This is a genomic window from Nocardioides asiaticus, from assembly GCF_040049175.1.
Taxonomy (GTDB): Bacteria; Actinomycetota; Actinomycetes; order Propionibacteriales; family Nocardioidaceae; genus Nocardioides; species Nocardioides cheoyonin.
Window position 1 is genome coordinate 569,037 of record NZ_JBDZDM010000001.1, and the last position, 20,715, is coordinate 589,751.

The 20,715-nt window shown below is 70.5% G+C and carries 18 protein-coding genes and 2 tRNA genes; 5 read left to right on the plus strand and 15 right to left on the minus strand.

Annotation, left to right across the window (positions count from 1 at the left end; all coding sequences use genetic code 11):
• Positions 1–159 precede the first annotated feature (159 nt).
• Entirely contained in the window at positions 160–795 is a 636-nt protein-coding gene (eda, locus tag ABLE53_RS02750) for a bifunctional 4-hydroxy-2-oxoglutarate aldolase/2-dehydro-3-deoxy-phosphogluconate aldolase (RefSeq protein WP_348857062.1), read from the plus strand.
• A 254-nt stretch (positions 796–1,049) separates the two neighbouring features.
• Here eda and ABLE53_RS02755 read toward each other — a convergent pair whose 3' ends face one another.
• Positions 1,050–1,691: a class I SAM-dependent methyltransferase gene (locus ABLE53_RS02755; RefSeq protein WP_348857064.1), complete on the minus strand. Its 642-nt coding sequence runs from the start codon at positions 1,689–1,691 to the stop codon at positions 1,050–1,052.
• 140 nt (positions 1,692–1,831) lie between these two features.
• On the opposite strand from ABLE53_RS02755, the gene ABLE53_RS02760 reads away from it, so the two are divergent.
• The 3 genes from ABLE53_RS02760 to ABLE53_RS02770 all read left to right on the plus strand — a co-directional run bounded on the left by ABLE53_RS02760 (position 1,832) and on the right by ABLE53_RS02770 (position 3,716).
• A complete protein-coding gene (locus tag ABLE53_RS02760; protein ID WP_348857066.1) occupies positions 1,832–2,056 on the plus strand; it encodes a hypothetical protein in 225 nt (74 codons plus the stop codon).
• A 31-nt stretch (positions 2,057–2,087) separates the two neighbouring features.
• On the plus strand, positions 2,088–2,681 hold the full coding sequence (locus ABLE53_RS02765) for a GNAT family N-acetyltransferase (protein ID WP_348857067.1): 594 nt from the start codon (positions 2,088–2,090) through the stop codon (positions 2,679–2,681).
• A 276-nt stretch (positions 2,682–2,957) separates the two neighbouring features.
• Positions 2,958–3,716 carry an OBAP family protein gene (locus ABLE53_RS02770; RefSeq protein ID WP_348857068.1) on the plus strand — a complete coding sequence of 253 codons (759 nt, stop codon included), beginning with the start codon at positions 2,958–2,960 and terminating at the stop codon, positions 3,714–3,716.
• A 22-nt stretch (positions 3,717–3,738) separates the two neighbouring features.
• Here ABLE53_RS02770 and ABLE53_RS02775 read toward each other — a convergent pair whose 3' ends face one another.
• The 14 genes from ABLE53_RS02775 to ABLE53_RS02840 form a co-directional block, all read right to left on the minus strand.
• Entirely contained in the window at positions 3,739–7,398 is a 3,660-nt protein-coding gene (locus tag ABLE53_RS02775; protein WP_348857069.1) for a TIM-barrel domain-containing protein, read from the minus strand.
• A complete protein-coding gene (locus ABLE53_RS02780; protein ID WP_348857759.1) occupies positions 7,395–10,184 on the minus strand; it encodes an NEW3 domain-containing protein in 2,790 nt (929 codons plus the stop codon). Before ABLE53_RS02780 ends, ABLE53_RS02775 begins: the two co-directional genes overlap by 4 nt.
• Before the next feature lie 5 nt (positions 10,185–10,189).
• Positions 10,190–11,251: an aliphatic sulfonate ABC transporter substrate-binding protein gene (locus tag ABLE53_RS02785; RefSeq protein ID WP_348857070.1), complete on the minus strand. Its 1,062-nt coding sequence runs from the start codon at positions 11,249–11,251 to the stop codon at positions 10,190–10,192.
• 56 nt (positions 11,252–11,307) lie between these two features.
• Entirely contained in the window at positions 11,308–12,105 is a 798-nt protein-coding gene (locus tag ABLE53_RS02790; RefSeq protein ID WP_348857071.1) for an ABC transporter ATP-binding protein, read from the minus strand.
• Between the two features lies 1 nt (position 12,106).
• Complete coding sequence (locus ABLE53_RS02795) at positions 12,107–12,976, minus strand: ABC transporter permease (protein WP_348857072.1); 870 nt, start codon at positions 12,974–12,976, stop codon at positions 12,107–12,109.
• A gap of 31 nt (positions 12,977–13,007) precedes the next feature.
• Positions 13,008–14,000: a hypothetical protein gene (locus tag ABLE53_RS02800; RefSeq protein WP_348857074.1), complete on the minus strand. Its 993-nt coding sequence runs from the start codon at positions 13,998–14,000 to the stop codon at positions 13,008–13,010.
• Between the two features lie 2 nt (positions 14,001–14,002).
• Positions 14,003–15,268: an ROK family transcriptional regulator gene (locus tag ABLE53_RS02805; RefSeq protein WP_348857075.1), complete on the minus strand. Its 1,266-nt coding sequence runs from the start codon at positions 15,266–15,268 to the stop codon at positions 14,003–14,005.
• A 209-nt stretch (positions 15,269–15,477) separates the two neighbouring features.
• Positions 15,478–15,972 (minus strand): hypothetical protein, encoded by a 495-nt coding sequence (locus tag ABLE53_RS02810; protein ID WP_348857076.1) that lies wholly within the window; start codon positions 15,970–15,972, stop codon positions 15,478–15,480.
• Between the two features lie 236 nt (positions 15,973–16,208).
• A tRNA-Glu gene (locus ABLE53_RS02815) sits at positions 16,209–16,284 on the minus strand.
• 101 nt (positions 16,285–16,385) lie between these two features.
• Positions 16,386–16,457, minus strand: a tRNA-Gln gene (locus tag ABLE53_RS02820).
• A gap of 64 nt (positions 16,458–16,521) precedes the next feature.
• Positions 16,522–17,490: a CPBP family intramembrane glutamic endopeptidase gene (locus ABLE53_RS02825; protein WP_348857077.1), complete on the minus strand. Its 969-nt coding sequence runs from the start codon at positions 17,488–17,490 to the stop codon at positions 16,522–16,524.
• The gene (gene gltX, locus ABLE53_RS02830) at positions 17,490–18,971 is read right to left on the minus strand and encodes a glutamate--tRNA ligase (RefSeq protein ID WP_348857078.1); all 1,482 of its coding nucleotides are present in this window, start codon (positions 18,969–18,971) and stop codon (positions 17,490–17,492) included. The genes ABLE53_RS02825 and gltX overlap by 1 nt, the downstream gene beginning before the upstream one ends.
• On the minus strand, positions 18,968–19,798 hold the full coding sequence (locus tag ABLE53_RS02835) for a fumarylacetoacetate hydrolase family protein (protein WP_348857079.1): 831 nt from the start codon (positions 19,796–19,798) through the stop codon (positions 18,968–18,970). The genes gltX and ABLE53_RS02835 overlap by 4 nt, the downstream gene beginning before the upstream one ends.
• Before the next feature lie 169 nt (positions 19,799–19,967).
• Positions 19,968–20,198, minus strand: coding sequence for a hypothetical protein (locus ABLE53_RS02840; RefSeq protein ID WP_348857081.1), 231 nt, complete (start codon positions 20,196–20,198; stop codon positions 19,968–19,970).
• Positions 20,199–20,446: 248 nt separating this feature from the next.
• Here ABLE53_RS02840 and ABLE53_RS02845 point away from each other — a divergent pair, with 248 nt between their 5' ends.
• The gene (locus ABLE53_RS02845; protein WP_348857082.1) at positions 20,447–20,713 is read left to right on the plus strand and encodes a hypothetical protein; all 267 of its coding nucleotides are present in this window, start codon (positions 20,447–20,449) and stop codon (positions 20,711–20,713) included.
• Positions 20,714–20,715: the final 2 nt, after the last annotated feature.

The following is a 20,715-nucleotide window of genomic DNA, read 5'->3' on the forward strand; positions in this document are numbered from 1 at the left end:
CTGGAACCCGCCGCCACTAGTAACCTGCGACATGCCCCGCGCGCGGCCAGCACAAGGCGTACGCCCGTGGCGCGGCGCCTACCTCGTCACCGCACCGAAGGGACCCTACTGGTGGGACCCTTGTGAACACCGCAGTCGCCAACAGCCAGGAGTCTCTCGTTGCCGAGCGCCTCTGACCGCTCCCTCGAGCTGGTCACCATCTCCCCCGTCCTCCCGGTCGTCGTGGTCGATGCCCTTGATCAGGCCGTATCCACGGCGCGCGCTCTTGCCGCCGGCGGCATCCCGGTGGTGGAACTGACCCTCCGGACGCCGGTCGCGCTCGATGCGATTCGCGCGATCAGTGCCGAGGTCCCGCAGGTCACCATCGGCGCCGGCACCGTGACCTCGCGTGACACCGTCAAGCAGGCCGTGGAGGCCGGGGCACAGTTCCTGGTGTCACCAGGGTGTACCCCGACGCTGCTGGCGGCGATGCGGGAGAGCGGGTTGCCGTTCCTCCCTGGGACGGCGACCGTCTCCGAGGCGATCGCGGTGCTCGAGACCGGCCACCGTGCGATGAAGTTCTTCCCCGCCGAGGCGTCGGGTGGTGCCGCCTACCTGTCGGCCCTGCCGACGGTCATCCCCGATGCCGTCTTCTGCCCGACCGGCGGCGTGAGCGCGGCCAATGCCTCGACCTACCTCGCGCTGCCCAACGTCTCCTGCGTCGGAGGCTCCTGGCTCACACCGAAGGACGCGCTCGCGGCCGGGGACTGGGAGCGGGTCGCCGATCTGGCCGCCGCGGCTGCCGCGCTTCGCTGACGGGCCCGGCTTGTCCCCGGCCCGCGGCTCCGCCTCTGCTGACCATCACGGGCGATTCCCCTGCGGGCCCTTCTTCGCGAGACCCTGTCGAACGTGGACGCAAGCGAGGGACCGCGGCGCGTTGTCCGACGGGCTTTCAGCGCCGACCACGTAGACGCCCTCGCAGAGCCAGCACCCGACCACGTCTCAAGGGTTCAAGCACGGCGATAAGCAGTCCGGGATCAGGGGCCCGCGCACAGAACGCCTCGCTCCGCTCACTGATCTCCGCTCGACTCAGGCACCTTGGTCGCCGTGCACAGAAACAGGCCGAACTCGCGGTCGCCTTTGAGGATGGTCGTGGCGTCGACGAACCTGATGTCGGCGAAGCCGGCGCGAGCCAACTGCTCGGCAAGGCGTTGCCTGTCGAATCCGTGGTGTCCGTCGAAGTCGACCTTGTCGGCGTGGAAGGCTCCGTCGGGGTCCTCGTCAAGGTCCGCGACGGCCAGCCGACCACCCTCGACGAGGAGCTCCGCCACGGACTGCAACAGCCGATCCACGTCGCGCACGTGGTGCAAGGCCATCGAGCTCCACACGACGTCGTAGACCCCGTCGAGCCGGTCGGTCGTCAGGTCTGCCTGGACAGCGCGCAGTCGGTCACCGAGGCCGGCCGCCTCGATCCGCTCGCGCGCGACCTTCACCATCCCGGCGGAGGGATCGGTCACCACCACCGAGGCGACCCGGTGGGCGAGCAGGATGCTCAGCCGGCCGGTGCCGCCGCCGACGTCGACCGCGCTCATCCCGGGGCTGAGGTTCACCGCCCCCTCGATGGCCCGGGCTACCGCAACCTGCCGCTTCTCATGGCCCGGGTCGTCATCCCAGGTCGCGGCCTCGTCGTCGAATCGCTTGTGTTCGTGCACGTGCGTGACCCTAGTCCCGGGACCATCAAGCCGGGCCCCTTTCCCACGCCGGTCGAGCCGAGCCGGTGCCTCCACGCGCGCACTCGCGGCGGATCGACGCAGCCATGGCATGTGAGCACTGCCGCGGCTAGCGTGCCTTCATGGCAGACGTCGTGATTCGTGTCCGGTTCACCAGCGGTGATCACACCGACGTCAGGTATGGGGATCCAGATCTGATCGATGAGGACCAGGTCATCGAACACGTGGTCTCGACGCTGGCATCCGACTCGGGTGTCCTGCGTTGCCGGCATGGTGACCGGTTGCTCGTGTTGTTCGCTCGTGGCGTCGCCTCGATCGAGCTTGCGCCGCGCGGCGCAATCCTCTAACCCGCGCCCGGCCCGTCGCTAGTCTCGCGGTGTGCCCGAGTTCAGCTGGCGACCGGCCAACGAGGCGACGAGCGAGGACGTCGAAGCCGTGTTCGAGGCCGGCGGCGCCCGCAAGTGCCGCTGCCAGGCGCTCAAGGTCGCGGGCTGGATCTGGCGCGACACGACCCAGGAAGAGCGCGACGCCGCGCTCATCGAGCAGGCCGGCTGTGGCACGAGCGGCCCTACATCCGGCCTCGTCGGGTACGTCGACGGCGAGCCGGCCGGCTGGGTCGCGGTCGAGCCGCGGGAGAACTACCCGAGGATCTGGGCCCGGCAGAAGTCGTGGATGCGGAGGGACCCCGACCTCGAGGGCGTCTGGTCGGTCACCTGCTTCGTCGTACGCAAGGGCTTCCGTCGACAGGGGCTGATGTACGAGCTCGCCGCCGCCACCGTGGAGTACGGCAGGCGGGTCGGCGCTCGGGTCCTCGAGGGATACCCGACCGAGCCGTCGCCGGGCAAGACCGTGATCTGGGATGAGGCGTCGGTCGGGCTGCTCCAGGTCTTCCTCGACGCAGGCTACGAGGTCGAGGCATCGCCCACGCTGCGCCGGAGGGTGGTGCGACACCGACTCAGCGCGTCGACCTGACGGCCGACTACGCACGCCAGGACACATTGGCCAAGGACCTGCGCACGCCAGTGCATGGATGGGCAGCCAAGGACGGCGCCGACGGCGAGCTGCCGGTCGATGGTCGCTTCGCCGGTCGGATGGACCTCTCCCAGGTGGACCTGCCCACGGACGCCACCTACTACCTGTGCGGGCCGCTTCCCTTCATGCAGGCTGTGCGTGAGTCGCTGCTCGATCGCGGAGTCGCGCCCAGCGACGTGCAGTATGTGGAGCGATGGCGACGGGTACCCGCAACAGATGGGTACCAACACCGGATCAGTGCGGGGGCTGGGGATCGGTATCGCGGCCGGAACCACCACGGCGGCCGTTGCGCTGCTCGCCCGCAAGGTGGCGGCGGCCGCGAAGGTCGGCAAAGGCCATCCGCTCAAGCATCGCGCACTCGACCTGGCAGCCGGCGTGATGCAGCCGAAGTACCCGCTGCAGGCGATGAGCACCTACCTCAATGGCCTCCACATGTACGCCGACGAGCTGGGCCGCCAGGTCGAGGCGAGCCACTTCTGCGTCCACCTGCGGCACGACCTGCACCAGTGCGTCATCTTCGACCGGAACGCGCCGGACGCTCGCCTGATCGGGATCGAGTACATCATCAGCAACGAGCGCTTCCGCAGTCTGCCCGAGGAGGAGAAGCGGCTGTGGCACAGCCACCACTACGAGGTGGCGTCAGGCGTCCTCACCGCGCCGGGTATTCCCGACCTCGCTGAGCACGCCTACTTCGAGGACTTGATCACGACCTACGGCAAGACGTTCCACACCTGGCAGTACGACCGCGACGACTTCCCGTACGGCATCCCTCAGTTGATGATGGGCCTGACCGGGGACGGCCAGGCCGACGAGAGCCTGATCCACGAGCGCGACCGTCGGCTCGGCGTCTCCACGCCGCACAAGCGCCGCAACCGGGCAGACATCCCGGTGCCGGAGGTCATCGAGGGCGCCAATCCCTGGGAGAGCGGGCGTACGGTGCAGACCGAGTTGCGCGAGCTGGAGTTCAAGCGCTGACGCGCCTTCCACCGATGGCGACTCAGCTGCTGCCGACGGCGAAGACGTGGATCTCGCCGCCGGTCGCGTCGCCAGGCAGGGAGACGGTGATCGCCTGCTTGTCTGGGTCGAGCGGCACCCGCACGGAGTAGAGGTAGGTGGCGGTGTTCTGCCGCCCGCCGCAGTTGGGGCAGTTGCGGTACGGCGTACGCACCGCGATCGGGTTGACCGCCTGTTGCTGGCCACCGCTCAGCGTCCAGTTGTCGACGCTGATCGGCACGTTGTCGGTGGACCCGTCGGCGTACGTCACGACCACGGTTCCCGTCGGCCTGGTTCCTGTCGCGGACGCGAGCAGGCCGTACGCCGACGCGCCGTCAGGCACTGCGAGCGTCTGGCCGGCGGCGATGACGTTGTCGGGCTCACCGCGCGCGGTGTCGGGCACGTGGTAGGTGAGTCCGTCGGCGCTCAGGTCGCCGCCCGGCGTGAAGCCTGCGGCGGCGAGCGCCTGCGCCGAGTAGCTGTCGCCGTAGCCGTCGAAGTCGCCGGGCGCGAGGTTGCTGTCGTCAGTGATCGCGATGCTGTCGAAGTACGCCGCGACGTCGCTGTCGGCGACGGCCAGCGAGCCGACCGCGCTCACCGTGTGGGAGGTCCCTCGGGCGACGTACGACGTCCGCGCCCGCAGCACGTAGCTGTCCGGCTGTGCGTCGCCGGGCGGCGTCACATGGAAGGTCGAGGTCAGGCTCGCGCCGGGGGCGAGAGCCGAGCTCCCACCGGCGTCGGCGGGCTCGATCGACCAGCCGCTCGGGCCGGTGAGCGTGGTGGCGACACCGCTGAGCCGCTGTTCCGTCGTGTTCGTGACCGTGGCGCTCACGTCGACGGTGCCTCCCGGGGTGGCGACCGGCGGGACGTCGAGGGCGAGGTCGGCCTCGTCCTCGGCGTGCGCGCCGCCGACGGCGCTGGTGGCGACTGCGCGGACGGTCGTGGCGGTGCGGGTGGACACGCGTCCGGTGGAGACGCGCACGACGCCGTCGTCGTAGGTCCACCCGGGGGCGTCATCCAGTGTCGCCACGTGGGGCAGCTTCCGGTTCCCCAGGAAGACCTGCGCCGGCTCGGTGTCGGTGTGCAGCGCGACGGTGTAGGAGCGCGCCGTCGGTGCGCCGGCGTACGTGCCCCGGCGGGCGCCGATGGTCACGTCGACCTGGCCGCGGCCGCGCTGCGGCGCGGTCACCGAGACCGTCGTGGACGCATGGGCTCCGGAGCGGTACTCCTGGCCGTCGCCGGCGTCCTCGTAGAGCGAGAACGACGACCGTCCCTGCGGGTAGACGTCGAGCGCGAGCGAGGTGCCGGGATCCGAGGCGTCGTTATCGACGTACTTCGCCCGGGTCGGCAGGATCCCGCCGCCCTGGACGAAGACCGGCATCTCGTCCCACGAGGTGGTGATCGAGTACGACGCGCCTCCGGCGTAGGTGCGGCCGGTGAAGTAGTCGGTCCACGTGCCGGGCGGGAGCCAGACGTCGGTGGTCGCGGTCCGGCCGGGCGTGGAGACGGGCGCGACGAGGACGTCGTCGCCGTAGAGGTACTCCGAGTTGTGCTCGTAGGCCGCGTCCTCCTCTGGGTAGTCGAGGTAGAGCGGTCGGGTCATCGGCACGCCGGTCCGGGTCGCCTCCTCGGCGAGCGTGTAGGAGTAGGGCACCAGCGCCTCGCGGAGCCGCAGGAACTTGGTCGCCGCCTCCCCCGCGGCGTCGGAGTAGTCCCACGGCAGCCGGTCGCCATGGTCGGAGTGGAGGCGCATGACCGGCTGGAAGGCGCCGAGCTGGACCCAGCGGACGTAGAGATCGGCGGAAAGGTGCTTGCCGAGGAAGCTGCCGATGTCGTGGGTGACGTAGGGCAGACCGAGCGACGCCCCCTCGGCAGCCGTGAACTCCGACTCGAACTTCAGCATGTCCCAGGTCGCGTTCGTGTCGCCGGTGAACGCGACCGTCGTACGCCGCTCGCCCCACTGGCCGCCCATCCGGGCGAAGGAGAAGCCGCGCTCACCCTTCGCCTCGCGGCGCTGGTCGTAGAGGTTGTTGATCCAGGCGTCCGGTGAGAGCCCGGGCGTGCTGACGCCGCTCTCCCCCTGGCCGAAGTAGTCGAGCCACCAGAAGTCGACGCCGTCGTCCTCGAAGGGCTTGTGGAGTGAGAAGTACGACGCGACCTGCTTCGGGTCGGACCAGTCCCAGGTGTACTCGGTGCTCGACGGCTCCCACCAGTGGCCGGAGCCGTTGTTGATCAGGGAGCCGCCGGCGGCCTCCTCTGCGTCGGCGAAGCGTGGGTCGTCGTCCTGGATGCCGGCGTGGATGTTGGTGGTGACCTTCAGGTTCTGGGAGTGCGCCCAGGTGAGGAAGGCCTTGGGGTCGGGGAAGAGCTTGCTGTTCCAGTTCCAGCCGTTCCACGTGTTGGGCGACTTGAAGTCGGTGTCGACGGCGAGCACGTCGAGGGGCACCTTGTGCTCCCGGAAGGCTGGCAGCAGGGTCTGCTCGTAGTCCTGGGTGGTGTAGGGCCAGTAGCGGGAGAACCAGACTCCGAAGGCCCACCGGGGCAGCAGGTCGGCCGGGCCGGTGAGGTGGTTGAGCTCGGAGAGCGCCGACTTGTAGTCGTGGCCGTAGCCGAAGAAGTAGCCGTCCTGGTAGCCGCCGGCATGCTGCGTGCGGGCGACCGGGGTGTCGGTGCCGCCGGTCCACGTCGGCGTCGTGGTGTCGTCGAGCAGGTACCAGCCGTCGCGGGAGAGCAGGCCCGGGTTGAGCGGGACGGCGCCGGTCTTGCCGCCGAGGTCGCGGTACCAGCCGCCGAGCTGGTGGTGCGCCACCGGTGCCGGGTCGGCCGGGAGGGCGGCGTCGGGCGCTGTGACGGTCATCGCGTCGACGTTGACGTTGCAGCTGTCTCCCGTGCCGCAGGAGAGCACGACGTGGTGGTCGCCGGCGGCGAGGTGGAGCGGGACGTCGACCGTGCCCCAGTCGTCCCAGCTGGCCGTCATCGGCAGGCTCACGGTCTGCGGCGTACCGTCGTCGACGGCCAGCGAGAGCGTCTTCGTGCCCCCGCCGATCGCGCCGTAGGAGTTGGCGTACCGGATCCGGACGACCACGTCGCCCTCCTGCGAGCCGATGAGCGACCAGTCGACCGCCGCGCCCGCGCGGCTGAGCGCCACGAAGGAGCTGCCCTGGTAGCCGGTGTGGTCGGTGGCCGTTCCGGCACCGCCGGTCAGCGTGCCGGCCTCGGCCTGGCACCACTGGCCCGCGACGCACGGCGCGTTGGTCCACACCGGGTGCGCGGTCACCGGCTGCCCGGCCACCCGCAGGTCGACGGAGGTGTTGGCGTCGGTGAACGGCCCGGACCCCTCCAGATAGCGCAGGGTCAGCGCCGAGGTCCGGATGACGCGGTAGCCGTCCTCGACCGAGGTGGTGTACGCCGGGGTCGGGAACGACCGGTCCTGCACGTTGAAGGTGCCGGCGTCGGTGAAGGCGTCGTCGCCGGCGTACTCCATCCGGATGAGCGTCGGGGTCAGCACCTCGAAGCGGGCATGCCCGTCGGTGACGGTGCCGCTGCGTTCGGGACCGGACGTCGTCCCGACAGGGTCGGCGCTCGCGGCGTGGGTAGCGGCCAGCGTCAGCGCGAGTCCGCAGGCGAGCGAGGCCAGCGGCGCGAGCGTACGGCGGATGTTCACGGGGTGACCTCCAGGCCCGAGAAGTCGGCACGGGTGGTGCCGGTGGCGGCGTGCGCCGAGGCGACGAGTCCGACGTCCTGGGTGGCGGCGGCACCCTTGGCGGTGACGGTGCGGATGAGGTTCCAAGTCGTGCCGTCGGAGGACCAGTAGCCGGTGTAGGACGTGCCGGATCTGATCAGCCGCAGCCAGCACGGGTAGACGGTCTTCCCGACGGCGGTGGCGCCGTCGAGGTAGCCGTTGCCGTCGCCGTCCCAGTTCATGACGATGTTGTTGCCGGGTGTCACGGCGACCATCACGTAACCCGCGGAGCTGCCGGGTGCGGCGAGGTCGTTGCGCATCACGAGCCCGGCCTTCGCCTTCGCATCGGCCGCCTGCTGGTAGGTGACCTTCGTGGTGGCGGTCGAGGTCTCGTCGACGGACTGCGGGAGATAGACGGTGCCGTACTGGTCGACGCTGTTCCACATGTCGGCCCCACCGGCGACGATCGCGACCTGGTCGTCGTGCTGGTAGAAGCTCGCGTCGGTCGAGGCGAAGGTGGCGTACGGCGGCTGGACGGGCCCGTAGCTCGACAGCGGCGGCGGCAGCGCCGTCTGCGCCACGGTCTCGGCGATGGTGTGGCTGCCGCCGGAGTCGTACGTCGCGGTGGCGGTCAGGGAGTAGTCCCCGGGCGTCACGTCGGCCGGTGCGGTGATCTGCCAGGTCGCAGTGACCGACCGTCCGGACGGCAGCGGTCCGGAGACCTCGGTCGGCCCCTGCGCGGTGACCTGCCATCCGTCGGGCGCGTCCAGGGAGAAGGCGATCTCGCTGGGTGGCGGCGTTGCGCCGGTGCTGGTCAGCGTGGCGGTGACGGTGGTCGACTCCCCCGGCTCCACGTCGTCGCCGGGTGCGACGGTGAGCCGTGCGGACGCGATCGGGCCGTAGACCTTCGCCGCGACGTCGCGGGTCACACCGTCCGGGACGCTGAGCAGGACGCCGCCGCTCCCGTCGTCGCTCACCTGATCGGTGCGGACGACGTCGCCGGTGTGGGTGTCGTACCACTCGATGCGGTAGCGGCCGGGCTGCATCCCGCCGAGGCGGACGACGTTGCCGTCGGCGGCCGCCCTGTCGGCGTACTCGCTGCTGGGCGTGCGCACCATCCACAACAACGCCCGCGGCGCGTCGGTGGAGCCGACGCTCCCGTCGACAGCGGCCGATTGGACCATCCCGCGGTAGGTCAGCCCGCCGGGGCCGGAGACCTGGGTGAGGTCGGGCGCGTGCCAGTCGTAGGCGCCGAGGTCGACACCGTCGAGGTAACGGGAGATGCCACGGTAGACGCCGTCGAAGAGGTCGAGCGGCGAGAGGTGGGCGTAGTACCACCAGTACTGCGCGCCCGCCTTGTGCCCCATGAGCGACGCCCACATGCCCTCGTGGGCGCGGGTGCCGGTCGGGTCGGTGTCGGCGGGCAGCCGGAAGTACCACTTCTCGCCGAACTCGCTCAGCAGACTGGGCTTGGCAGGCGTCGGTGAGAAGCTCGACCAGGAGAGGAAGTCGGACTGCTGGGGGCAGTACGGGTAGTAGTACGGGCTGGACGGGTCGGTCATCCCGTCGCCGCACAGATAGGTGTGGGTCTCGGTCTCCTCGAGCCCGTTCCAGGTGTTGAAGACCAGGTGCTGGTCGGCGTCGATGGTGCGCAGGTAGTCGATGGCGTCGCTGTAGGGCGCAGCCGAGAGGTCGGCGTCCGCCTCGTTGAACAGCTCCCACGCCGTGACGTCGGTGCTGTAGCCCCAGCGCGCGACCTGGTAGCGCAGCCGCCGCTCCATCAGGCCGAGGTCGGCGTTGGCCGGGCGGGCGTACGAGCTCCAGGCGGAGTGGTCGGTCTGACCGTCCCAGCCGACCAGTGTCACCTTCACACCCAGGCGGTGTGCCTGGTCGAGGATCTGGTCGACGAGCCAGGCGTTGGCGGCGTTGTAGCGTCCGATCGAGAACCCGGGTACGCCGTCGGGGTAGCCGACCCACGACGCGCCTTCGGGCAGCTCGAGCGGCAGGAGCCAGGAGTCGAGGATGACTCGGACGGAGTCGCCGCCGGCGGCCGCGAGCCTCGCCAGTCCGTCGTGGTAGAGCCGATAGACGTCGTACTCCGTCTCGGGTGTCTGTCCGACGGCGGGCTGGTCGGTGGTCTGGCCGTCGCCGAAGATCCCGCGGTAGCGGGCGTCGAGGTCGGCGCCGTGGTTGGCCTGCTTGGACAGCTCGGGGACGTCGAAGTTCATCCCGACGGGGAAGAAGGTCTTCCCACCGCGGCTGAAGGAGAGGTACGCCGGATTGTCGACGTCGACCCGGACGTAGCCGTCGGCGCCGGCGGCCGCGCGGGTGGCGACGAAGCTCCCGGTGGAGGAGGTTGCGGTGCCGCTGGGGGTGACGGCGCGGACGGCGTACTCGTAGTGCCCGGGCGCTGGTGGTGTGTACCGGATCTGCCAGACCGGCTCGCCCTTCGGGAGAACCTGCTGGCCGACGACGCGGTAGTCCTGGAACCAGAAGCCCGGCACGTCGCGCGTCGACCCGTCCGGGGCCGTGACCAGCGCCGAGACGGCGATCTGGTCCGGGTCGTCGGGGTTGTCGAACTCGGCGTGCACGTCGGCGTCGAGCCGGACATCCTCGAGCGCGCGCACCGAGTGGGCGCTGATCGTGATGGCTCCGATGGTCGGGGCATCGTCAGTGGCGGCGCGGGCCGGGGTCGGAAGGCCGACCCCGAGTCCCGCCGCCAGCAGCGAGGTAGCCACGACCAGCGCGGCCCGGGACCGTCCGCGCATGGTGCTCACTGCGCGCTGTCCGAACCCGCTGCGGCCGCGACCGCCTTGCCGAAGCCGGCGAAGTCGGTGAAGTCATCGGCGGGGACGGACTTGTCCATCGACCCCATGTCGACGAAGAGCTTCTCGAGGTTCTCGTACCAGCCGGCGGCATCGCCGTTCTCGTAGGCCTGCTTCAGCTGGTCGCTGGTCAGCCAGGTCGTGGTCGTGACCTGGGCCTGCAGGTTCTTCGGGTCGACCTTGGTGTAGTCGGCGGTGATGGTGACGGCCTTGTCCAGGTTCTTCGCCCGGAAGTCGTTGGACGCCGCGAATCCCTGGAGGAAGCTCTGCAGCTCGTCGGGGTGGTTCTCGACGAAGTCCTTGGAGGCGACCCAGGACTGGGGGAAGCTGTACTCGTCGGAGAAGTCCTTGTCGCTGACGAGGAAGTTCGCGTCCGGGACCCGGGTGCGGATCTCCTCCGAGAGCGGTGCCCAGATGGCGGCCACGTCGATCTTCCCGCCGACGAAGGCGGGTACGACGGCGTCCGCGTCGAGCGGGACGGCGTCGATGTCGCTCATCGTCAGGCCCGACTTCTGGAGGGCGAGCCGGAGGATCATCTCGCCGGAGGTGCCCTCGGGGTAGCCCACCTTCGCGCCCTTGAGCTGGCCCAGGTCGCTGATGTCGGACTGCCCGATCAGGTAGTCGCCGATGTTGAGACTGTCGGCGGTGACCACGACCGCCCGGCCGGTCGCGGCCATCCAGGTCGCGCCGGGGCCGATGTAGGCGATGTCGATGTCACCGCTGGCCATGGCCTGGATCTCGGTCGGGCCGTCGGCGAACTGCTTGGCGTCGACGGTGATCCCGGCGTCCTTCCAGTAGCCCTGCTTCTCGCCGATGGCGATGAGTCCGGCGCCGTGCACGTCCGGCATGTAGGCGACATGGATCGTGGAGCCGCTGTCGCTCGCGCCGGCGTTGCTCGAGGAGCCGCAGGCGGCGAGTGCGGCGCCGAGGGCGACGGCCGCGGCCGTGGCGACGATCCCTCGCAGGCGTCGGTGGTGGGGACGGGGGCGGGTGGTGAGCGTGGGGGTCACGGTCCTGGCTCCTTTGCCGTGGGTGCTGCCGTGGGTGTGCCGTGGGGTTGCCGGTGCTAACGGGGACGCGGTAGGTCGCGTCCGTGGAAGACGCGCTCCCAGACGTGGGCGCGCAGTGCGAGGAAGTCCTCGGAGAGGCGGGTCTGCTCGGTCCGCGGATGCGGGAGGTCGACATCGATCACCTCGCTGACGCGTCCGGGACGCGGCGACATGACGACGACGCGGTCGGCGAGGTAGACGGCCTCCTCCACGTCGTGGGTGACGAAGACGATCGTCTTGGGCTCCGCGCTCCAGGCGCGGAGCAGCTGGTCCTGCAGCTCGACGCGGGTGACCGCATCGAGCGCGCCGAAGGGCTCGTCCATGAGGAGGATCGAGGGGTTGACGGCGTAGGCGCGAGCGATCGCGACCCGTTGGCGCATGCCGCCGGAGAGCTCCTTGGGGAGAGCGTCGGCGAAGCCCGCGAGGTCGACGAGCTCGAGGTAGCGCCGTGCGGTGGCGGCGGCCTCGCGACGGCGTACGCCCTGGAGGCGGAGGCCGAACTCGACGTTGCCGGCGACCGTGAGCCACGGGAAGAGGGCGTACTGCTGGAAGATCACTCCTCGGTCCGGACCCGGACCCGTGACCGGACGGCCCGAGACGGTCACCTCGCCCTCCGTCGGGCGCTCGAGCCCGGCGACGATGTTGAGGAGGGTCGACTTCCCGCAGCCGCTGGTGCCGACGAGGGTGACGATCTCGCCCTCGCGGACGTCGAGGTCGACGCCGGTGAGTGCCTGGACCGGGCCGCTGCTGGCCGGGAAGACCTTCGAGACCCGCCTGATCGCGATGCCGCTCCCCTGGAGCGTGGACGTCGTCATGTCAGCTCTCCGACTTGTCCTGCCAGCGGGTCAGCCGGCGGTCGAGGTAGAGGACGACGCGATCCATCAGCATCCCGAGGATGCCGATCACGATGACGCCGACGATGACCGTGGGGACCTCGAAGTAGGTCCCCGCCGTCTTCATCATGTGGCCCAGGCCGGTGTCCGCGGCGATCAGCTCGGCCGCGACGAGGGTCGCCCAGGCGTTGCCGAGCGCAACTCTCATCCCGACGAAGAGGTACGGCAACGACGCCGGCACCACGACCTTCACGAAGAGGTGGCGGTCCTTCGCGCCGAGGACCCGGGCGGCGTTGAGGAGCACCCGGTCGACGTTGCGGACGCCCTGGACGACGGCGATGACGCAGGAGAGATAGGCGGCGAGGAAGATCAGCGAGATCTTGGCCGACTCCCCTACGCCCAGGAAGATGATGACGAGCGGGATGAGCGCCAGCGGCGGGATGGTGCGGAAGAACTGCACCCAGGGCTCGAGCGCGCTGTTGGCCCAGCGGTACCAGCCCATCAGGAATCCCGTCGGCACGGCGACAGCGACACCGAGCAGGAAGCCGATCAGGACCCGCCGCAGGCTCGCCCATGTCTGTGTCAGGAGGTCGCCGTCGCGCAGGCCGTCCCAGCCTGCCCTCGCCACCGCACCGGGAGTCGGCAGGAGCTCGTTGGTCCCCGCGACGGCCGCGATCCACCAGATCCCGATCCCGACGACGACCGACGCGAGGTAGTAGACCCCCGCTGGGACCTGGCGCCGGCGCGGCTCCTGCAGCAGAGCCTCGGCCAGAGGCGCATCGGGCGGATCGGCCGGCGTCGGGGTCGCCAACGCCGCAACCTCCTCGGGCGGGCTACCGGTCTTGGTACGCATGTCGCGTTCCTCCTCGGACGTCCCGGTGCTCTCAGTGAGCGATCCGGGTACGACGCAGGTCATGGGAGCCGTCCGGCCGCGCGAACTCGAAGTAGAGCCACGTCTCGCCGTCCTGCGGGACCGCGTCGAAGTAGCGCAGCGAACCCGTCGCGTACGGCGAGGTGATCCACGGGCGGTCCGGGGTGAGCGAGTGCCACTGTCGCAGGTCGTGCGAGATCGCCAGGCCGGTGCGCTCCTCGTAGTTCTCGGTCACGTCGCCCGAGCCGTCGTACATGCTCAGGTAGGCGCCTCCGAGCGGCAGCACGGTGTTGAGGCGCGCCTGGTAGCGGTCCCAGCCGGAGCCGACGTCGAAGACCGGGCCCTGCCAGGCGAACGTGCGTCCGTCGAGGCTCGTCGCCAGGCCGGTCGGGTGGGTGGTGACGCCGGTGTTGTAGATGTCGGCATTGGCGTGGCCGCGCTGGAGGTCCTCGTCGCTGAGCCCCCCGCTGGCGTAGCTGGCGAACAGGTAGACCGCCGGTCCGATGCGGAGTGTGTAGGGGTCCTTGACGCCCTCGGTGCCGGTCGACTCGGCCGTCAGCGCCGGCGCGGTCTTGCGTACGTCGAGCTCCTCGGGCCTCTCCGCCTCGATGACGTCGATGCGCCAGCGGTTGTCCGCCGGATCGACGTACGAGAGGTAGAGCAGGTAGCCGCCGTCGGGCGCGGGCAGGAGGCTGAACCGCTCCATCGAGGTGGTCTCGAGCTCCTGCTTCTCCACCGACCAGACGTCCTGGAAGTGGAGGCCGTCGGTGCTCTTCGCCACCGCGCAGCGCCAGCCGCGGTCGGCGTCCTCGCCGCGGGGGCGCCGCCGCCGGTAGGTCAGCCAGTAGACGCCTTGCGCCTCGTCGTGGAGGACGCTCGGGCAGCCGACCCAGTAGCCGTTGCCGGGCTTCTCGGGCTCGAGCACGATCTCGGCCTGGTCGGGGTCGAAGGACGGCAGTCTGCCGAAGACGCGATGGGCGGTCGGGCCGGTGGGGGCGAGGGTCACGGTCATCTCCTGAGAGCTGGGGCGAGGGATCGGCGGGCGGCGGTGGCGGCTCCCGCGTGAGGTGAGTAGAAGAACTGGTCGAGCGCGACGCTGGCGCCGCCGATGGCGCCGACATCGGCACCGAACGACGTAGGCTCGATCCGAATGGCGGACCGCAGCGTCGGGAACGACCGCTCCACCACGGCGGAGCGGAGCCGCTCCATGAACGTGTCACCGCCGAGGTACGGGAACCCGCCGGTCACGATGACCTCGGGGTTGAGCAGGTTCACGATGCTCACGAGCCCGTCGGCGAGGTTGACGGCCACCTCGTCGTAGATCGCGAGTGCGGCACGATCGCCGTCGTCCGCGGCGTCGATCAGCGCCTGAGTCGCCCCCTGCCCGGCGGCGAGGCGGTCCCCGAGCCCGCCGCCGGGGGCGCGAGAGGCCACCAGAGCGGCTATCGCCGGCTCAGAGGCGACCGCCTCGAGACAGCCGCGGTTGCCGCACCGACACACCGGACCGCCGGGCACGACCGGTAGGTGGCCGAACTCGGTGACGCCGTGGGTGCCCCCGCGGTACGGCCGCCCGTCGACGATCAGGCCGGCGCCGACACCGGTCCAGACGTAGAGGAAGGCCAGGCTCTCCGCGCCCTTGAACGCGCCGAACCTGGCCTCGGCAAGGGCCATCGCGCGCACGTTGTGGTCGACCGCGACCGGCAGGTCCAGCTCAGTGGCCAGTCGCTCGGTCAGCGTGTCGTCGGCCCAGCCTGCGGCGATGGGGTTGGTGTCAGTGTGCTGCGTCGCGTCGTAGAGCCGAGGAGCTCCGATGCCGACCCCCAGCAGCTTGCCAGCGTCGTCACCGAGGCCGTCGATCAACCCACGGAGGGCGTCCATGACGGCCTGTACGCCGGGCGCCGGGTCCGTCGAGGCTGCGAAGGTGACCTGGCGGCGCTCGACGATCCGGGCGAGCAGATCGCACACGACGAGGTTCGCAACCCCGACTCCCACCTGCACACCGAGCACGAGACGGCTCCGCGGCACGATCGCCAGCCGGGTCGCCGGACGCCCGACCCGCGGCTCTCCATCAGCCCCGTCGACGACCAAGCCGTCCGCCACCAGGCCGTCGGTGATGAGCTCAGTCGCGATGTTGGTGACCGCGCTGTGGCTCAGCCGGAGCGCCTTGGCGAGTGCCACGCGGGTGCTCCCACCCTCGTCCCGCAGGCGCCGCAGCATCGCTGAGCGGTTCAGCGGACGCAGGTCCTGGACGCGGAGGAGAGATTTGTTCTCCATGTTGGAAAACATATGGATGTGACACGCATCACGTCAAGGCCCGATCCAAGACCACCGTCGCGCCGCCTGGGCTCAGGGGCTCGGGGCAGCCCGCCCCCGAGGAAGTCGTCGCCTGCGCACGTCGCCGAGGCGGTCCACCGGCCGTGCTGAGAAGACAGTCACCGGCAGGCGACGCCGCGTCGAGATCGAACGCGGCGTCGCCGTGCGTCTCAGTCGCGCCGGTGCGCGCCGGGCGTGGGTCCGTCAGTGGTCGGGGTGGCCCCGTCCGGCGGCCGGGTGCCCCTGCCCGCGCCGGTTGCGTACGTCCGCCCCTCGGTCCCCGCTTCGCCCTGGGACAGGTTCGCGCCCGGCTGGTAGTCGTCGGCCTCGTCGTCGACCGCGGGGTCGAGCCGATCGGCCTCGCGAAGCCGGTCCTCGTGGGTGGCCTCCTCCTGGTCGAGGGCACGCCGCGAGCGCGCCGCCTCCTCCTCGGCGCGGTCCCCCTCGGCGCGTGCGAGCTTCGCGTTCGCCTCTGACTCGGCGGTGCCATGGCGCGCCGCGCTCAGGTCGGGGCGCTGCTCGAGCGCGGCCGAGCGCAACTCGGCGGCCTGCGCGGCGCGCTGCTCCCGACGGCGCTTGCGCGCCGCGACGACGCCGGCGATGAGCGCGGCGATAACGATGATCGCGACGATGATCGCGACGATGATCCAGCCGATGGTGGACATAACGGGCTCCTTCCGTCGGCGTGCAGGTACCCGACCACCCCCCGCTACCATCCTCACCGCGGGATACGGGGCGTTGCGCGGGCGACACTGGACGGTGGTGCGGTGTCGCAGCCGGGCCTCGCGGACCCGTGCAGGAGCGGACCAGGCGCGTCGAAGGCCGGTACGAGCCGTACTCGGCCGGACACAGCAAGAAGGGCCCCGACTCTGCATCGCTGCAGGTCAGGGCCCAACTCGTGTGGTACCCCCGACCGGATTCGAACCGGCGCTACCGCCGTGAGAGGGCGGCGTGCTAGGCCGCTACACAACGGGGGCTCGCACGTGCTTTCGTCGGCCTGGCGGCCTCGGTCAGCGGGTTGAAACCCTACTGGATCCGCGGGTTCCGACCCAAATCGGTGGGCGCTCCCACCGACTCGCTGGGGTACTAGGACTCGAACCTAGAACAACTGAACCAGAATCAGCCGTGTTGCCAATTACACCATACCCCATCGACTTTGGAGGCTTCGCTCCGCGTCGCGCGGCCGGGCCAACGGCCCGGACCGAGTGAGAACATTACAGGCGGCCGACACCTTCCACGAAATCGGCTCGCCCGGCCGGAGCGGCAGTGCGCGTGGCCAGTCCGCGCCGCCGCGCGACGAGGGTCGCGAGGCCCAGGTAGACCAGCGACTGGGTGAGCGTGACGGGCACGTTCCACCAGCTTCCTGAGGTCACGTTGAGGGTGCTGGAGATGTCGCCGTACGCCAGCGCGACGCCGAAGGCGAGGAAGTTGTTGAGCACGTGCATTGCGATACCGGCCTCGAGGCCGCCGGTGACGATGACGAGTACGCCGGCAACCAGGCCGAAGGCGAACCGGTCGAAGAAGATCGGCACGTCCTGGCCGCCGTGGGCGAGAGCGAACAGGAAGGCCGGGAGTACGACAGCGGCGACCCGCGAGCGGAGCAGGCCGCCGAACGCCTGGGTGAGGTAGCCGCGGAAGGCGTACTCCTCCCCCGCCGCCTGCAGCGGCGTCAGGAAGAGGATCACGAGCAGGAAGTCGCGGGTCTCGGAGGTGAAGTGGTTCGCGGAGCCGCTCATGTCGGCGGTGTCGCCCTGCGCGGGCAGCAGATTGGCGACGAGGACGGTCACGACCAGCGTGACCGCGGCGAGACCGAAGCAGGTGAGCAGCCAGCGCCACCGGATCCGCGGCCGGACCGAGGCCAGCCACCGCGGACGCAGGCCGTGGACGAGCCAGCTGACCAGCATCGCGATGGGGATCGCGGCGGCGAGCCCTGCGTTGATGTAGGCCAGCGTGGCCGGTGTGACGTGGCTGGTGTCGGAGAGCTGGTCGACCGCGTCGGAGAGCGGGGTGCCGTGGACGGCGTACCCGATGAGGAAGACCGCGAGCAGGACCGTCGGCGCCACCACCAGGGTCAGCACCACGAGCGAGACGACGCCGAGCGCGGTCCAGCCCCAGCCGCTTCGCCCCCCGCGCTGCAACTGGTGGTACTCCAGGCCGCCCCCCGGCTCGACCGTGACAGGCACTACGACAACGCCGCCTGCAGGCGCCCGAGGCTGCGTTCGCGGCCGAGGAGCTCCATCGACTCGAAGAGCGGCGGGCTCACCCGCTTGCCCGTCACGGCAACCCGGACCGGTCCGTATGCGACCCGCGGCTTGAGCCCGAGCTGACCCTCCTCCTGGCCGGTCAGCCGCTCGCCGAGAGCCTCCTGGATCGCGCCGGCCGACCACTGCGGAAGGTCCGCGACGGCGTCGTACGCCGCCCTGACGATCTCCCGGCCGGCGTCGTCGAGCAGCTTCGCGGCGTCCGCCTCGTCGACCTCGAACTCCTCCTCGGAGCAGAACAGGAAGCGGAGCATGTCCGGCGCCTCGGCGAGCTTGTTGATCCGCTCCGCGATGAGCGGCATCGCCGCCTCCAGCAGCTGCGCGTCGGCGTCGCTCACCGGGCTGCTGATCACGCTCGCGTGCTTGAGGAACGGCTTGACCCGGTGGGTGAGCTCCTCGATCGAGAGGCGCCGCATGTGCTGGGTGTTGATCGCCTCGGCCTTCTTGAGGTCGAAGCGCGCAGGGTTCGGGTTGACGTCCTTGATGTCGAACGCCGCGACCATCTCCTCCATCGTGAAGACGTCCCGGTCGGCGGAGATCGACCAGCCGAGCAGCGCGAGGTAGTTGAGCAGCCCCTCCGGCAGGAAGCCCTGCTCGACGTAGAGGCTCGCGTGGGCCTCCGGGTCACGCTTGGAGAGCTTCTTGTTGCCCTCGCCCATGACGTAGGGCAGGTGGCCGTACGCCGGGGTCTCCTTCGCGAGCCCGACCTCCTTCAGCGCCTCGAAGAGGGCCAGCTGCCGCGGGGTCGAGGAGAGCAGGTCCTCGCCGCGCAGGACGTGGGTGATCTCCATGAGCGCGTCGTCGACCGGGTTGACCAGGGTGTAGAGCGGGTCGCCGTTGGCCCGCGCGAGCGCGTAGTCGGGGACGTACTGCGTCTCGAACGCGATGTCACCGCGGACCAGGTCGTTCCAGGTGATCTCGCCGTCGGGCATCCGGAACCGCGGCACCGGCCGGCGCCCCTCGGCCTCGAACGCCTTGACCTGCTCCTCGGTGAGCGAGCGGCAGAAGCCGTCGTACCCCATGATCTTGGAGCCGCTCGCCTTCCGGCGCGCCTCGACCTCGTCGTTGGTGCAGTAGCAGTCGTAGACGTACGACGTCCCGCGCAGCTTCGCGAGCGCGTCGGCGTAGATGTCGCCGCGCTGGCTCTGGAGGTACGGGCCGTGCGGGCCGCCGATCTCTGGCCCCTCGTCCCAGTCCAGGCCGCACCAGCGCATCAGCCGCAGGATCGCGTCGTAGGACTCCTGGGTGTTGCGCGCGGTGTCGGTGTCCTCGATCCGGAACACGAAGCTGCCACCGTGGTGCCGCGCGAACGCCCAGTTGAAGAGCGCCGAGCGGATCATCCCGACGTGCGGGCTCCCGGTCGGGGAGGGTGGGAAGCGGACACGGACCTTGCTGCTCGTCATCGAGAAGCCACCTTGTTCGTGAGTGAGCCGATGCCCTCGACGTAGACCTCGATCTCGTCGCCGGGCTCCATGGGTCCGACACCCTCGGGGGTGCCGGTGAGGATGACGTCGCCGGGCAGCAGCGTCATCACGCTGGAAACCGCGTGGACCAGCGCGGGGATGTCGAAGACGAGGTTCTTCGTCGAGCCGTCCTGCACGACGTCGCCGTTGAGGAACGTCTGGATGCGTACGCCGGCGGCGAGCTGCTCCAGGTCGACGTCGCCCCCCTCGTCGAGCACAGTGATCCACGGACCGAGCGGGCAGAACGTGTCGTAGCCCTTCGCCCGCGTGAAGTGCCCCGTGGCGCGCTGCACGTCGCGGGCGGTGACGTCGTTGCCGACGGTGAGGCCGTGGATCACCTTCGCCACGTCCTCGACCGTCGCCGGGACATCGCGGCAGATCCGGCCGATCACGACCGCGACCTCGCCCTCGTAGTGCAGCTCCTGGCTCGCCGCCGGTCGCAGGATCGTGTCGTTCGGGCCGATGACGCTGGTGTTGGGCTTGAGAAAGAACAGCGGCTCGGTCGGCACCTCGTTGCCGAGCTCCGCCGCGTGCTTCGCGTAGTTCCGCGCGATCGCGACGACCTTGCTGCGCGGCAGCACCGGAGCCAGGAGACGTACGTCGTCGAGCTGGTGGACCTCGTCGAGCAGGTTGACGCCGGCGTAGATCGGGTCGCCGGCCAGCGCGACGACGGTCGCGCCCTCCTCGGGCTGGCCGTACTCGTCCAGCTCCCCCGTCACGATGCCGAACTGCGGGTCTCCCCCCGCGCTGAATCTCGCGATGCGCACGCTGCGAGCCTATCGACCTACCCTGGTGCGCTGTGCAGGTGTTGTCGCGCGAGGAGTGGCAGGCGCGGGCCGCGTCACACGAGGCCCGCATCGACGCCTACGTCCGCCCCCACCTCGAGCGCCGGCGCGACCGGGTCAAGCACCCCGTCCACGACTTCCTGTTCACCTACTACTCGCAGCGGCCTGCGCAGCTGCGCCGCTGGCACCCCGGCTTCGGCGTCGCGCTCGAGGACGCGCCGGCGTACGCGTCGCTGAAGGGGTACGGCCGGTGGTCTCCAGACGGTCGCTGCGCGACCTCCCCCACCGCCGCCACCGTCACCGAGGAGTACGCCGTCGCGCAGCGGCCGCTGGTGGCGTCGATCCACCGGCTGCTGACCGCGACGGCGGGCCGAGCGGCCAACCTCGGCTGCTTCGGGATGCATGAGTGGGCGATGGTCTACCGGCTGACGCCGGAGCAGGTCCGGCACGCCGACTGGCCGCTGCGGCTCGGCCCCGAGGGCACCGACCGGGTCGTCGAGTCCCACCGGATCGCCTGCTCCCACTTCGACGCCTACCGGTTCTTCACCCCCGCCGCGGCCCCGCTCAACACGCTCCGGCCGCGCGGACGACCGGCCGGCGTACGAGCAGCCAGCCTGCCTCCACGGCAACATGGACCTCTACAAGCACGCCTTCCGGCTCACGCCGCTGATCCCGTCCGACGTCGTCGCCGACTGCTTCGAGCTGGCGTGGGACATCCGGGTCCTGGACATGCGCGCCGCGCCGTACGACCTCGCCGGGCTCGGCCTCGAACCGGTCAGGGTCGAGACCGCCGAGGGCAAGCAGGAGTACGCCGCCGCCCAGCGCCGCTTCGCCGAGCGGGCGGCGCCGATCCGTCAGCGCCTCGTCGCGGAGTGCGAGCGGCTCTTCGACGGGTGAGC

Bases quoted from the DNA above. Each gene is read 5' to 3' on its own strand.
- ABLE53_RS02760 (WP_348857066.1), top strand. From the start codon at position 1,832: ATGGCAGACGTCGTGATTCGTGTCCGGTTCACCAGCGGTGATCACACC.
- ABLE53_RS02770 (WP_348857068.1), top strand. From the start codon at position 2,958: ATGGGTACCAACACCGGATCAGTGCGGGGGCTGGGGATCGGTATCGCG.
- ABLE53_RS02780 (WP_348857759.1), bottom strand. From the start codon at position 10,184: ATGCGCGGACGGTCCCGGGCCGCGCTGGTCGTGGCTACCTCGCTGCTG.
- ABLE53_RS02790 (WP_348857071.1), bottom strand. From the start codon at position 12,105: ATGACGACGTCCACGCTCCAGGGGAGCGGCATCGCGATCAGGCGGGTC.
- ABLE53_RS02795 (WP_348857072.1), bottom strand. From the start codon at position 12,976: ATGCGTACCAAGACCGGTAGCCCGCCCGAGGAGGTTGCGGCGTTGGCG.
- ABLE53_RS02805 (WP_348857075.1), bottom strand. From the start codon at position 15,268: ATGGAGAACAAATCTCTCCTCCGCGTCCAGGACCTGCGTCCGCTGAAC.
- ABLE53_RS02810 (WP_348857076.1), bottom strand. From the start codon at position 15,972: ATGTCCACCATCGGCTGGATCATCGTCGCGATCATCGTCGCGATCATC.
- gltX (WP_348857078.1), bottom strand. From the start codon at position 18,971: ATGACGAGCAGCAAGGTCCGTGTCCGCTTCCCACCCTCCCCGACCGGG.
- ABLE53_RS02845 (WP_348857082.1), top strand. From the start codon at position 20,447: ATGGACCTCTACAAGCACGCCTTCCGGCTCACGCCGCTGATCCCGTCC.